Origin of the sequence: Natrinema hispanicum, from assembly GCF_004217335.1 — an archaeon.
GTDB lineage: Archaea > Halobacteriota > Halobacteria > Halobacteriales > Natrialbaceae > Natrinema > Natrinema hispanicum.
On the sequence record NZ_SHMP01000003.1, the window covers coordinates 534243 to 548054 of the forward strand.

At 62.1% G+C, this 13812-nt stretch carries 10 protein-coding genes; all 10 read right to left on the reverse strand.

The annotated features are described in order from the left end of the window. Window positions 1–6: 6 nt before the first annotated feature. Entirely contained in the window at window positions 7–744 is a 738-nt protein-coding gene (locus tag BDK88_RS03430; protein ID WP_130499168.1) for a phage baseplate assembly protein V, read from the reverse strand. After that, the gene (locus BDK88_RS03435; protein ID WP_130499169.1) at window positions 741–1769 is read right to left on the reverse strand and encodes a phage late control D family protein; all 1029 of its coding nucleotides are present in this window, start codon (window positions 1767–1769) and stop codon (window positions 741–743) included. The genes BDK88_RS03430 and BDK88_RS03435 overlap by 4 nt, the downstream gene beginning before the upstream one ends. Window positions 1770–1771: 2 nt before the next feature. Continuing rightward, on the reverse strand, window positions 1772–2449 hold the full coding sequence (locus BDK88_RS03440) for a CIS tube protein (RefSeq protein ID WP_130499170.1): 678 nt from the start codon (window positions 2447–2449) through the stop codon (window positions 1772–1774). Next, window positions 2450–2899 carry a hypothetical protein gene (locus BDK88_RS03445; RefSeq protein WP_130499171.1) on the reverse strand — a complete coding sequence of 150 codons (450 nt, stop codon included), beginning with the start codon at window positions 2897–2899 and terminating at the stop codon, window positions 2450–2452. Window positions 2900–7078: 4179 nt separating this feature from the next. After that, on the reverse strand, window positions 7079–8251 hold the full coding sequence (locus BDK88_RS03455; protein ID WP_242611605.1) for a lamin tail domain-containing protein: 1173 nt from the start codon (window positions 8249–8251) through the stop codon (window positions 7079–7081). Between the two features lie 181 nt (window positions 8252–8432). Continuing rightward, window positions 8433–9659, reverse strand: coding sequence for a putative manganese transporter (locus BDK88_RS03460; RefSeq protein ID WP_130499173.1), 1227 nt, complete (start codon window positions 9657–9659; stop codon window positions 8433–8435). 179 nt (window positions 9660–9838) lie between these two features. Then, window positions 9839–11173 carry an NrfD/PsrC family molybdoenzyme membrane anchor subunit gene (nrfD, locus tag BDK88_RS03465; protein ID WP_130499174.1) on the reverse strand — a complete coding sequence of 445 codons (1335 nt, stop codon included), beginning with the start codon at window positions 11171–11173 and terminating at the stop codon, window positions 9839–9841. Window positions 11174–11823: 650 nt separating this feature from the next. Beyond that, window positions 11824–12306, reverse strand: coding sequence for a GNAT family N-acetyltransferase (locus BDK88_RS03475; protein WP_130499175.1), 483 nt, complete (start codon window positions 12304–12306; stop codon window positions 11824–11826). 102 nt (window positions 12307–12408) lie between these two features. After that, entirely contained in the window at window positions 12409–12888 is a 480-nt protein-coding gene (locus BDK88_RS03480; RefSeq protein WP_130499176.1) for a GNAT family N-acetyltransferase, read from the reverse strand. A gap of 161 nt (window positions 12889–13049) precedes the next feature. Further along, entirely contained in the window at window positions 13050–13346 is a 297-nt protein-coding gene (locus tag BDK88_RS03485; protein WP_130499177.1) for an SUI1 family translation initiation factor, read from the reverse strand. Between the last annotated feature and the right edge of the window lie 466 nt (window positions 13347–13812).

Here is a 13812-nt window from a genome sequence, read left to right on the forward strand (position 1 = left end):
TCTTATCTAATTCAATTTGATTAAACTGCCTTTAATATTTACTATGCCAGTCCCATTGACGTCAATCATCGATCCGGAGAGCGAGAGTTTCGCCTTACTATCGATATCTATCGGTCCGTTCCCCGAAATCGTGAGTCCCTTCGTTCCGGAGAGCTCTATCGAGTTTCCGTCGAGAGCAATCGTCGATGCCGACAGCGAGAGTTTCGATTTCGCATCGATCTCGACTGTCCCGTTTTCCGAATCGAGCGTGATACTGTTGTCGGCTTTCTCGTCACGGATCCGAATCGTTTCGGACGTCCCTGAATCGTCGATCACGATCTCGTTGCCGTCAGTCGTCCGAATCGTGATGCTGCCGTCGTCGGCGTCGTCGAACGCGATGGTGTGATCGCTACGGGACCGTATCTCGCGGATGTCGTTTTTCCCATTGGCGTTCGTCTGCGGTGGTTTCTGCGTACCGTTCCACAGCGCACCGATGACGAACGGTCTGTGAACGTCGCCGTTCTCGAAGGCGACGAGCACTTCGTCGTCGATCTCCGGCAGAAAGTAGGTACCGTACTCGGTGCCTGCCATCTCGGTCGCGATCCGGGCCCAGTGGCTCTCGTCGTCGGCCTCACGCCACGGGAACCGGAGCTTCACCCGACCGAGGTCCTTCGGGTCCTCGTTGTCCGTCACGATCCCGACGGCGACGCCGCGGATGCCGCCGTCGTCCGTGCCACCGCCGTCGATGAATCCGGTGGGTCTCATGAAGACACCTCCGTTACGTCGAACGACGTTCGATAGCCAGCGCTTCCCATCCGGTGAGTCGCGGCGGTTACGTAGTAGTCCGACGAGAAACGCTCGCCCAGTTCCTCGAGTCGGACGACGGCACCGGCCCTGATCGCCGGCGTGCCGTCGGCTTCACCGTGACCGGTGATGACGCCGTCAGAGAATCGGTTCAGTTTCGTTTCGGCGACTCGCTTCGCTTCGTTCCGTGACATCGCTTGAACTCGAAACACTTCCTTGTAGTTCGCGTTCGGGCTGCCAGCGGTGGCGACGATCTCCGATTTGTTCTGGCCGTCCCAACTCCGAACCTCGACTTCGTCGACCTGCGTTCGTTGCGTGATCTCCGCATAGAAATCGTGGAGTGCCTCGCCGTACCACAGTTCGGTGACCGGCTCGTCGTCCTCGGCTTTCGCCGAGTGAGGTCGAAACCGGACGGTATCCCGTTCGGCGTAGAACTCGAATCCGTAGGTCTCGGCCAGCTGCTGGACGAACCGGTAATCGCTTTGTCCGTCCTGGATCAACGTTTTGCGGTTGATCGACGCGTCCGAGACGTCGACCGTCGAAAACGAGTACGACGATAGCACGTCCGAGACGGCCTCTCCGACGGTCGTCTCCGTCCACGAATTCGAACCCGTTCCCTGCATGAGCTCCCAGAGCAGCCCGTAGCCGGAGACCGTAACTGACGGTCCCCGATCGGTCGTGAATTCGGCGTTGATCGACCGAATCGAACCAGTCAACAGTGGTGTGAGGGTTCCGTCGCCGCCATATCCCATCGCGATTTCGATAGCCGTCCCGATCGCAAAATCGTCCCACGTCAGCCCGCTGAACTCGCCGAGTTCCTCGTCGAACGGGAAGTTGAGGGTGAACGAAAACCGGTCTGCGCCGTCGAGCGTCGTCTCGACGACGAGATCTGCGATTCGACCACCCGGTTCCTGAAACGTCGTGTCGCCGACATCGACCCTGAACCGCGGTGAGTAACGTGGCTGAATGCTCGTTCCAGTCTGCATAGCTACAATGGCGGTAGCTCGAGCGTGTCGCCCGTCTCGATCGCACGGGGATCCTCGATATCGTTGTGGTTCGCGATGGTCCGCCAGTGTGCGGCGTCGCCGTACTCCTCAGCAGCGATCAACCAGAGAGTGTCGCCGTCAGTGACCGTCCAGACCTTGGTCTTGTCCGTCGACTCCGGCGACACCTCCGACTTGTGGTAATCGGCCGTCTTGTATTCCTTGAACACGACGTTCACTCGAGCGCGGATTGGAACGCCACTCGGGAGGAACTTCGTGAACTGTTTGTCCGCCCGCTGGAGCAACGCCGTGAAATCGATCCCGTCGCCCCAGACGAACCGACATACCGGCGGCGCGTGTAACTCCCCGTCGACCGACAGGAGCGTATCGATGTGCTGTGTGTATCGCTCGCGGACATCCACCCGCTTCGTGTCGGGTGACCCGTTCGAATCCAGTTCGTCGGTCGTGTCGAAAAACAGTTCCATCGACAGTGTTTCGGCGTTCCCATCGACGAACTGCATGATCGACGCTCCCGACCCAGTCGCCTTGAGTTCGCCGTAGTTGACGCTCTTTTCGAGCGTGTAGGCGTTCGGATTGAATGCACACTCGATCGTTTCACCTCGCTGTTTCCCGTTGACGATCATGAGTTGGGCTTTCTCGAGTGTCCCGCTCCGGCCACTCATCTACAGTCCCCTCCGATCGCGCTCGATTCTGAGTTTCCGCTCGAGTTTTCGGTAGAGTTCCTGAACGGCACGGTCGACATCGGCGTCGAAACGCGGGTCAGTGCTCGCTGGCACGTCGACGCCGTCGAAGCGGTGCCGGCGGTGGCGAGCCGAGTCAGGAGTGGCGTCGACCGATGGCTCCGGCCGTTGGATCGACGGTTGTCGCTTCTCACCCGGCCACGGTCGCCCGTCGTCACGACTTCCCGATTGCCCACGAGAGGCCGAGCCCGGATTCGGGTCGGTATCCGAACGGAACGCTGCTTGCGTTCGGTCGCTATCGTCTCCGGCTCGTGCCGGCGCTTCGTGTTCCGGCTCCCGGTACCGTTGTCGATCCTGCCGACGCTCTCGACTGGAACGCCGTGGGCGGGGGCCACGAGAGGACCCAGTCGATGCGACTGTCGGATCCGACATATCGTCGGTCGGCCGATGTGAACTGCCCCGATCGACGGATGGCGTATCCGCATTTGCCGTGGTTCGGTACGTCAGTGACGGTCGTTTTGCTCCTGTGTTCGTTCGTCGCCCAGTTTCCATCTTGGCTTGTCCTATTGATTCAATCCTATTATTTATTGTTCTATTATCTTTTGTGTCGTTATCTTCGTCCCATTGGCCTCGCGACGGCGACTCTCGTGTAGCCACGGGAGATTCCGAGCCGTGTTCTCGAGGATGGTGAACAAGCGGCGAGACTCCAAAGCGATCGCGCTCGAGTCGAGTTCCGTCGGGCGATCGAGTCGCCCCAGATTGCGCCATCGACGACCGTCGCTGCAGACGGCGACTGGGCTGAAACCGCCGATTTCTGAAGCGGGTCGCGCTTGCGACCGGCAGACGGCGCTGTAGAGCCGGAACCGAGTCGGCAGTATCGATACTGACACGGCCATCGGTTTCGTCGACGGTGGCCTCGACAGAGTCTATCGAGGAGGGCACGCCGATTTGATCCGCCTGCGACGCGATGGGGGTGCGGGGAGCCGTCGTCGCCGGGGTCGAACGCGAGGACAGGGTGGTCGTCCGAAAGAGACGAGGTGACGGTGTCCGGCTGCCGTACTCGACCCACGAGGGGGCGCGTGACTGCACGTCAGGGTCACCCAGCTCGGGCGTCGACCGTGCAGCACGCACACGAGTCCTGTCGCCAGCGGGCCGGCGTCGGTGCAGACTCGTCGCCACGATCGGCACCGAACGAGCCGTTCGAGTGAGGGTCAAAGCGACACGAGACGGGGAGCCGGTGGACCGCGTCGACGAGATCGGTGCCGTTCCGCTCTGCAGGGCCCGATTCGGATCGTCGACACCGGTCGACCGAGTACCACGATCGTCTCGAATGCTCATCCCAGTCACGGCGGGTGGATCCGACGGTGGTCCTCTCCTCGGCGGTGCAGTCGAATCGGCGGTCGGATCGACGACGTCGAACGCGGTCGAAACGCTTTCTGCTGGACCATTATCAACCGATACTCGCGTCTCACCACGCCGTTCGTGCTGTGTCCACGACGAGTGCTGTCGTCGCGTTGTCGCGTTGGTCCCAAAGAAGAGTGGTCGATCGTCCCGGATCAAGTTGTGCCCGTTTCGACCATGCTCGCTCGACTCGTATCCGTGACGCGAGACAGACGGTTCCCAGTACGTCCCTGCACTCGATCGTGGTCTCACGACGGGTTGTCTCTCGCTCGAGACCGGTCGTCCTGAACCGGCTGTCAACGCCGACGGTGTGATCACCGTGAACGCCGACGCCGTCGTCCTGTCGGGCAATCGGGAATGCGATCGACCATCAGGAAGCGTTCGGAGCACCGACAGCCGGTCGCTCGAGTGACGTGCGGTTCCGCCTAGTCGGTCGCGCTGGACCGCCAAGTTGCCGACTGCGCCGCCGCGAGCGAGGTGGTTCGCCTCGTCGGGTCCACGGATCTCAGAGACGGTATTCGTGGAGCCACCGCTAACAGCCCTGTCCCTGACTCGGTCGGCAGCAACTCGCGTCCGAGACGCGGTGTCGGGCGTATTTACGCGCAGAGACCGATCCGGTAGTGTCACGGTTTCCGGCGGGCCAGCGACAGTCTCGTCGGTAAACCCCGGTTCGCGTCGGAAGCGGCCAGCTCGTCCGGATCGCTGGATCGGTGAACGTACCACTCGCGACTCCGATAGATATCGACCTGGTGGTGTCACGGTTTCCGGCAGGCCAGCCACAGTCTCGTCGGTAAACCCTGGTTCGCGTCGGAAACGGCCAGCTTGTCCGGATCGCTGGACCGGTGAACGTATTACTTGCGGCTCCGACAGATATCGATCCGAGCGGAGAGCGGCGTCGTTGCTGTGGGGCTTCCGTTCGATTTCCCTACTGAACGCACGCGTGAGGTCGCGGCGTGAACCAAGATATGACAGTGCTCGAGTGGATCGCTGAGCGTCGGCCTGTACCGACCACACCGCTGGCCGTCGCAGTCCTTGTGGCCGACGTCGCTCAACCGGAGACGGACCTCGTGCAGTGGCGTCCAAGTCCGTTCTCACAGATACCGGTTGCAGTCGGTCTGAGCGGCCGGTATCGACACGGGCCACACTGACCGAAGCTGGGGCGACGTCCGCGATCGGAGACTGCATCCGGACCGGCTGAACCGACCCGACACCATCTCCGTCACTTGCGCCACCCATGCTCGAGCGACCGACTGGTAGTCTACCAGCAGTGTCGCTCTCGGATCGCCTCGACAGAACGCGGCGAGGGCGGCGGACACGATCCGATGGCGCTCGCTCGTCGACCCGCGATCGCAGTTGGTCAATGCGACGCTGTGTGTTGGTCTCGAGGATGCGACGAACACGTCGGCCACCGAACAGATTGGACAGACTCGCGCTCGGCGATGCGGTTTCCGACAGACGGATGGCTTCGGTCGCGGCGACACGCTGTAACCGAAGAGAGCGCTGGCCGGCGGTGACACCTGAGACGTCGCTTTCCTGACGCGTGGCCGACGGCAGCCACAACCGCCTGTGTGGCTTGCGTGCGTCGTGAGTGTCGGTCGACAGCCACACCGGCCCGGTCGGCTGGATGGCCGTTCGCTGTGACTCCATCGTCCCGGAGCCGGAAGCCAAAGCGGTGGGTGCTTGAGCCACCTGATCGCGGGGCGCTCGATCGCGTCGGGTCGACGTGTGCGGTCCTCGAGACGCGACCGAAGCGAAACGATGCTGCTCGGTGATCGGTCCCTCGTACAGCACAGTCGAGGCGGTCGATTCGAGCCGTGGCTGCCACGGACTCAGATCGCGACCGGTCATGTGTGATGTCGACCGAGGGGACGAGAAGGACGGGCGCACTCGAGACGCGACCGAAGCGAAATGGGGCTGCTCGGTGATCGGTCCCTCGTACAGCGCAGTCGAAGCGGTCGATTCGAGTCGTGACTGCCACTGACTCCGATCGCGACCGGTCATGTATGATGTCGACCGAGGGGACGAGAAAGACGGGCGCACTCGAGACACGCGGTGAGGGAGAGAGACGGGATCCCGTGTGGCAAACCCCTCTCGTGAACGGTCGCGTGTCTGGACGTGCGAGTCATCGGAAGCGTGGACGGCGAGGAGATCGAGACCCCCCCGCGTACGGTCGTTCCGTCGCGGGCGATGCTGGCGCAGCGTCGGTCCATCGCGCCGTCGCAACGAACGGTGCCAGACAGGAGTGTGTCGGCTGTCGGCCACGACACCAGCCATCGTGTGTCGATCCGTCATCCAGACAGTCGAACCAGTTCCAGAACGCCGTCGCTGTCCGCTATCGGCCGAGACTGCAGCCACACGTCGTGTCTCGATCCGATCAGGTCGGGCGATCACGTTCGTTGCACCGTCTTGCGGGCCAGTCTGTCGGACTACACGCTCGAGCGAGGCATCGACATGGTCGACGACATGGCTCGAGGGGGTGTAATCAGTGGATAGATCGTCGATCTCGTCGGTCGGCGACACGGTTCGAGTGCCGAGCGCGTGTGACAAACCGAATCTAGCCGCGTTGGGCAGTGCGATCGCCTGGCTGCTGGTATGCGCGAGGGCATTCTGCCTCTCCGGAACGTCTCCCGAGCGCATCAATCGTCTCATCACCGGCTGTGGCCACCGCTTCTGGTGGCGTGTCCGCTCCGTATCGCTCCCGAACGACTCGAGCGGCCGTCGTGGCGCTCCACTCGAGGTGCCCACCGTGTCGGTGACCGAGCGAGGAGCACGGATCGGCCCGAGAGCGGACGGATTGTGGATCCCACTAGACTGGTCGGTACAGTTCGGGCGGCTAGGTGAGATGGCAGACGAAGCCGAACGCGTGCGAGCAGCCGGCCGCCCGGAAATCGGAGACGGCGACACGACCGACACCCCCGACTCGTCTCCCAGCCCGTCGTCAGGACGAGCCACATGGGGCAACCGAACCAACAACTCGACTGGACTCCGTTTTCGGGCGATACGGACACCGAGTCCGCCGGCCAGCCGGCCAGGTGTCAGCGTTGCGATCGTCGTGACACTGGACTCGAGTCGGGCGGTCGGTCGACGAGTGCCCGACTCGAGCCCCATCGACGAGTCGGTCGTCGTCGGCTGCTGGCGAAGGACGCTGATCTCTCGCACTGTCGACTCGCGCTCGAAATCGTCACAGAGCATGGTATAATCCGAGTGTGGCTACTCCTGTGGCGTTGGATCGGCACCCAGCCCGACCGGCTGTCGGGTCGTATCGTGGGTGGAATCACGGTCACGCATCTCAGTCCCGCTCTGGAGGACGAACTGCTCGCCGTCTCGCGTGTAGAGCATCGGGTATTCGCTCCCCTGCGTAAGGGTATACCCAAGCGGAAGCGCCGTCGTGGCTTCGTTCGGTTCGAGCGAAAACGACGCCGGAACCGCGAACGAACAGCATGCACCGGGCCCGAGCGTGACGCCGCCATCGAACTGATAGCAGTCACGGTTCGTGTCACGAAGCTTCGCTTGCGCCAGTTCGATGGGGACGGTTCCGGTGTTTTTGATCGTCACCTCGCGGCCGTCCCGCAGTTCCGGGTTCGAGACCGCGACGAACTCGAGGTCGGTCCGATCGGTAATCGTAGACGCGTAGCGGTTGTAGACGATCACCGTCGCAACCAGCCACACGCACACAGCGAGGAAAGCACTCTGAAGCGGTGTGAGGGTTACAGTGAACCACGAGAGCAGCGCACGAACGCCGACGCTCCCGAGGACAGCACCCGCAAGCCCCACGATTCCAGCGAGCGTGCGTGTCTGGAGGTGCTTGGCCTGCGCGTATCCAACCGTGATAAGCATCGACTCGAGCGCGGACGAGGAATCGTCCGGATTCGAGGTGCGGCGCTGGCGGAGCGTACAGACGGTCGTGATAAGCCATGCGATCAGCGACCACACAGGGACGAACGCAAGCGGTACCGCTCCAGCGAGGGTAGCGAGGCCGAGACCGGTTGCAACGAGCGCCCCACAGACTGTGCCAGCGATGATCGCCTGCGCCCAATTCGACAGTTGTCTCCACTGATCGAGGAGCATCTCCTCGTACCGTCGATAGAGCAGGTAACCACCGATCGTGACGATCGCGAGAACGACGATGCTGCTCCAGAGGACGAGCCGCGGTGACGAAATCCACGCGTCCGCGGAAATTCCCGACGGGAACTCGTATCCGACGACACCCGCCACGGCAACCACAACGAGGAGGATCAGCGCGACAATCAACGCTGCGATCGGCGATCGAGTAACTGCGGGAAGCCGTTTTTGAACGGCCGTTTTTATCTGTGAGAGCCGACGCATCGTCTCACCGATCCACCCCGATTGTAGCGCTATCGAACGGGCCGTTATGTCTTCCACCGACCGACCGCAGAAGGAGTTCGGTGTCCCTCACGAGCATAGTACGCATTTGTTACCGTATAATATCTATTGCATACTATTAAAATATAATGCTCCACCATATCGAATCTGTGAACGACGTGATCGATGCGATTGCACCACCGACAGCACCGAACACGCTGCGATAGCGATCAGAACGGTTTCAGAGCACGCCAAACCCGAACTCCGCCATGCCGAAGACGGGGCCCCACAACAGGTCAAGCGCGACACCGACGACGACAGCAGGCAAGAAGTTATAGATCGTGGCGACGACGGCAGCCCTGGCGTCGACGGCCAGCAGCGGGAACAGAGCATCACCGTCCTGAGCGATCGCGTTGGCAGTCAGCGCCGAAAAGGGCAGCCCGCCCTCGGCGTAGACGCTGGCGAGCAGGATCTGGGGGCCACAGCCCGGGATCAGCCCGACGGCTGCACCGCCGATCGGGGCCAGCACGCCCGCCGCTGCAGCGAAAGTGGCGACGTTCAGCCCCGTCAGGAGCACGGCGTACTCGTAGACGAGGAAGGCCACGAGCACCCAGACGGTGACGAAGCTGGTCTCCATCGCCGCATGCGTGAGCGCGTCGTAAGCCGAGTGAAAGGAGTCTCGAGCCCGTGCGATCTCCCCCTCACCGACGTAGTGACGGCCGATCAGATAGAGGTACAGCGACAGCACTGCGCCGGCGATGCCGACGATCGTGAACAGGCCATCGAACCCGACCCCCACTGTGAGCGCGACCTCGGGGCCGCCACGAAGCAAGTAGAGTATCCCGAGGCCGAGGCCGGCGATGGCGGTCCCCCACCACGTGATGTGTGCGAGGTGGGAGAGCGGGGTGAGGACTCGAGAGCGACGGTCCGGTCCCGCCTCGTGGGCATGAGTGGGGGCTGGCCCGCAGTAGTCGTGAGCCGGGTTCGGCGTGACGCCGCCGTTGACGGCAGTACCGCCGTCGGGCCGTGCGGCGGGTGAGAGGCGCGCGACGGCGGCGTCGACTCGCGAAACGCCGAGGCCGACGGAGTCAACCAGATACCCCGTTGCGACGGAGGCCGCAAAGGCGACGGCGTAGGCGTACAGTGCGGCCTCGGGCGCGAGCGCGAGGATGACGAACGCAGAGTCGCCGGCGGTCGCCCCAAGCGTCGCGACGACGGTTCCGAAACTGACCGTCCCGCGGACGTACAGCGGCATGACGACGATCGCACCGCCACAGCCCGGCGTCAGTCCCAGCAAGCCGCCGAAGAGCACCTGCAGTCGCTCGTTGTCTTCGATGGCGGCGATGAGCGCACCGTCCGTGCGATACTGGACCAGTCCGAACGCGAGCACCGTCATTGCGACGAACGCGCTCACCTGGACGTAGCCGTCGCGAAGCGACGCGAGGAACACGTCCAGCAGCTCGTTCATGCCGTCTCACCTGCGATTCGGAGGCGAGGAGGCCAAAGTTTAGACATTTCTAAAAACAGGTTTAGCACCATTGGGTAAATAGTTGCTGATGGTCCGTCCTGATGGCGACGCGAGAACGAAATCCGTCGGCGGTCGACCCGCTGACCGGTCGACGCGCGAGAAAACTGGGTTTTGCGACGCTATTCGTGGTCGTTGATCGACTCGTGGCCGTCACGCAGGTGCTCGATCGCGTGGAGTTCGACCACGGGGACGATCTTGGCGATCGTGAGGAAGAACAGACAGACCATGCCGATCGTTCCGAGGATCGACAGAACCTCGATCAACCCAGGGACGTAGACGCCCGGGACGGCCTCGTAGATGTCGAAGGTGGGGTGTAAGAACCCCTCGACGACGAACAGGACTTTCTCTAAGATCGTCGCGGTGAGGACGGCGAGGCCGGCGATAATAGCCCGTCGCCTGGTGAACAGCGCCGGTCGGATCGTCTGGGCGAAAATATACGACAGCGTCACGAAGACCAGCGACATCGACGTGAGGTAGATGGGGTTGGTGGCTCTGGCGAGGGCTGCGATAGTCAGGTCGATAGGGGCCTTGAAGAGACCAGTGATGTTCTGCTGGAGTTGCAGCCACAGGAAGAGAAGACAAAAGAACCCGAGCCAGAGCAACAGTCCGCGGAAGATGTCGTCAGTGATGATGTGATCCCAGTCGTACGCGCGTCGGAACGCAAACGAGAGGATGATCACGCCGCTGATGGCAGACGTCAGCGCGATCGTGAGGAACTGCGGGCCCTGCACGCCGCCGAACCAGGTCGGATAGTTCGGCAACACCGCGAACAGCCACGGGATGACGCCACCGTGGAGTAACAGCGGTGCCATGATGATAATCGCGAGCGCAAGCCACCAGACCATTCGCTCGACGATCCGATCTTCCGTTTCAGTGTAGCCGATCGTCATAAACCGATAAATCGGATCGAGTCGATCGGGCAATTGATCGCGCAGCCGGGTCACGTCGTATCGGAGCGTCAGCCCGAGGTAGGTCGCCGTCAGCACGAAGTACGCCGTAATAACGGTCACGTCCCACACCAGCGGCGAGTTGTGGACCGTAATGTGATAGTGGCCGATGACGCTGGTGACCATCCGGTCGGGGCGACCGAGGTGGACAATGATATAAAAGCCCGCCGCAGAGAGCCCGCTGAGAGTTAGCAACTCGGCGAGCCGGGCGACCGGCATGTACCGGTCCATGCCCAGCAGGCGGACGGCGGCCGAGAGGATGATCCCGCCGTGGGCGATCCCGACCCACCAGATGAACGCGCCGATGTAGATCCCCCACGTGGCACCGCCGCCGCTCCCCCAGTCACCGAGGGCAGTGACGACCAGTCCCTCCTGAAGCTGGTAGGCCCATCCCACGAGAAAGGCGACGAACGCCAGCCCCGCGATGGCGACCATGATGAAGTACGTTCTCGATGTCGATCCGACCGGTCGCAGGATATCGGCCTCGCTCGGCGTTTTCGTCCCCATCGTGCTACCATTAAACACACCGTCATTCCACTTGCGTCCGTACGGTGCATTTGCAAGGGTTCGACTGATCGACCTGCTTAGCGTCACCATCGTTGAATATCTCTCCCCGATTGCGTTCACCGCGAGACCAGTTCGTCGAATCGTAACAGCAATATTTCACGTTCCGAGCCGCAAGTAATGAGTGGTGGTCACAATGACCGATGACAATCCGTCCGACTCGAGCGAGAGCGACAGCGCGTCCCCACGACGGCGCACGTTGCTCGGCGCAATCGGTGCGCTGACGGGTGCGACGGCACTGTCAGAGCCGGGTGCAGCACAGGGCGGTGGAGCCATCCGGACCCGTGGCTGCAACGACGCGGCACTGACGGCAGACGACTGGTCGACCGGTGCAGTAACGGTACAGGCGTGTCCAGGCAGCGGTAGTCGCGTGACGGTGCGCGTCACTGGTCAGGTTGGCGAGAACAGATACGTCACGAATCCGGCCAGCCTCCCCTCGAGCCGGAGTCTCTTCGTCCCAGCGGGCAGCAAGCGGACACTGTGGTTGACGGGGCAGTTCCTCGAGTTGTCCTGTTCGAACGACGGCCGCAACATCGGGATCGCCAACCGATCAGAGGATGGCGACCCGATACCGTTGGTTCGTTCCCGATGGCTTACAGCTCGAGCGTGTAGACCACCTCGCGTCGCTTTTCGCCGCCGATTTCGACGTCGTCCTCGTCGGTCGGCTCGAAGCCGTGGGTCTCGTAGAACTCCCGGCCGCCCTCGTTCGAGGCGAGGTCGATCGCGCGCATGCGTTCCATATTGAAGTCCTGTAAGTCCTCACGCAGTCGCTCGTACAGCGCGGTGCCGATGCCCTCGTTCTGGTGGTCCGGGTGGACGGACATGCGCAGGACATCACCTTCCGCTTCGCTGACAACGCCGTGAGTAAAGCCGACGATCTTCCCATCCCGTTCTGCGACGAGGAAGGCCGTCCCCGGTTTCGTCAACGCCGTCTCGAGTGCCTCGTCGCTATACCACTCCTCGATCGTCTCGTCGATGGTCTCGGCATCGAGTTCGTCGTAGGTATCGTGCCAGGTCTCGCGGGCGACGGCTCTGATCCGATCGCGGTCGTCGTGGCTCGCTGGTTGTATCTCCATACTGCGTGGTACGGGAGCGAACAGCAAAGTGGTTGCACCATCTCAGTTAGGTATCGGCCAGCAGCCGAAATCAGTGATCGAATCCGTATGTGACTGCGCTGATTACGCGAAGTCGAACGTGTAGACCGCTTCAGGGTAGTACTCGCCGTCGATTTCGACCTCGCCTTCGTCGGTCTGCTCGAAGCCAAGCCCCTCGTAGAACGCGCGACTGGCGTCGTTGAACGCGAAGTCGAACGACCGGAGCCGGTCGACATCGTACGAGTCGATCGCCTCGAGGAGGTGTTCGTGGAGGGCCGATCCGATCCCCTCGCCTTGGTGGTCCGGGTGGACGTACAGCCGCAGGATATCGGCAGTGTCGCCCTGGGCAACGGCGTGGGTAAAGCCAACGAGGTCGCCGTTTTCTTCCGCGACGAGGACGATCGTGCCGGGTGCCTCGAGCGGCATCGAGTCGTCAGTGTACCAGTCGTCGACGGTCCGGTCGATTACGTCGGGCTCGAGCTCGTCGTAGGTCGCGTGCCAGGTTTCACGGGCGACTTCCGTAATCGCTTCAAAATCAGCGGCTGTCGCGGATCGAATGTCCATACCTCATCATTGAATGGTGGATATACATAACTCCTTGCCAGAAACACGAGACGAAACCAAATCGGTCGTGGTGTGGGCTCATACGGACTACTGTCAGTCATTTCCGGTGCAACCGCAACCCGCACTGCGGGCCCACCGGTAAATCGTTACAGCAGACCGTATCACTCGCGGATCTCGAATCCCCGCTCGCGTAGGAGATCCGGCACGCGGTCGCGGTGGTCACCTTGCAGTTCGATTCGACCCTCGTCGACCGTCCCACCGGTCCCCAGCGCACTCTTGAGGGCTGATGCGGTCGACTTGAGTTCCGATTGCGGGAGGTCGAACCCCTCGATGATCGTCACCGGCTTGTCGTAGCGTCGTTTCTCGATCCGCAGCGATAGCACCTGTTCAGCTGTCTCGAGGTCACCCTGCGTATCCAGTTCCTCGAGCAGTTCCTCGAGGTCGTCTTCGTCTGCCATACAGTAACATGACTGTGCGCGGCCATAGTCCTGTCCTTGCTGTCGCAACGGGTTAGCGATCAATCGTCGACGACGCGAGCGAGGGCTGTAGCAGTTGTCACAATCGGACGGTTCGCCGTCCGTCGGAGCCACGATACGGACTCCTGTCAGTCAGTGCCGGTGCAACCGCGACCCGCACTGCGGTTGCACCGGTAACTCGGTACAGCAGACCGTATGACTGCTCCGGTCGCACGACGGCCCCATAACCAGTACGAGAGTCGGTGCAGGCGTTCCGAGAGCGTCCCCTCAGACCGACTGTCGAAAGAACGTGAGTCTCACTCCAACCCTCGATAATGTTAATGGTTGTACACACCAATCCCCTAGATAAGGGGGAGCAAAAGATGGGTGTGCTGAGAACATTACGCGGGAAACCCGACGACACGGGGCTGTACGAATGCCGAAACTGCGGGACAAAGCTCGCGCCTGA

What these genes read in the sequence shown, in the direction of transcription:
- BDK88_RS03435 (WP_130499169.1), bottom strand. Translation starts at nt 1,769, where the DNA reads ATGCAGACTGGAACGAGCATTCAGCCACGTTACTCACCGCGGTTCAGG.
- BDK88_RS03480 (WP_130499176.1), bottom strand. Translation starts at nt 12,888, where the DNA reads ATGGACATTCGATCCGCGACAGCCGCTGATTTTGAAGCGATTACGGAA.
- nrfD (WP_130499174.1), bottom strand. Translation starts at nt 11,173, where the DNA reads ATGGGGACGAAAACGCCGAGCGAGGCCGATATCCTGCGACCGGTCGGA.
- BDK88_RS03445 (WP_130499171.1), bottom strand. Translation starts at nt 2,899, where the DNA reads ATGTCGGATCCGACAGTCGCATCGACTGGGTCCTCTCGTGGCCCCCGC.
- BDK88_RS03440 (WP_130499170.1), bottom strand. Translation starts at nt 2,449, where the DNA reads ATGAGTGGCCGGAGCGGGACACTCGAGAAAGCCCAACTCATGATCGTC.
- BDK88_RS03475 (WP_130499175.1), bottom strand. Translation starts at nt 12,306, where the DNA reads ATGGAGATACAACCAGCGAGCCACGACGACCGCGATCGGATCAGAGCC.
- BDK88_RS03485 (WP_130499177.1), bottom strand. Translation starts at nt 13,346, where the DNA reads ATGGCAGACGAAGACGACCTCGAGGAACTGCTCGAGGAACTGGATACG.
- BDK88_RS03460 (WP_130499173.1), bottom strand. Translation starts at nt 9,659, where the DNA reads ATGAACGAGCTGCTGGACGTGTTCCTCGCGTCGCTTCGCGACGGCTAC.
- BDK88_RS03430 (WP_130499168.1), bottom strand. Translation starts at nt 744, where the DNA reads ATGAGACCCACCGGATTCATCGACGGCGGTGGCACGGACGACGGCGGC.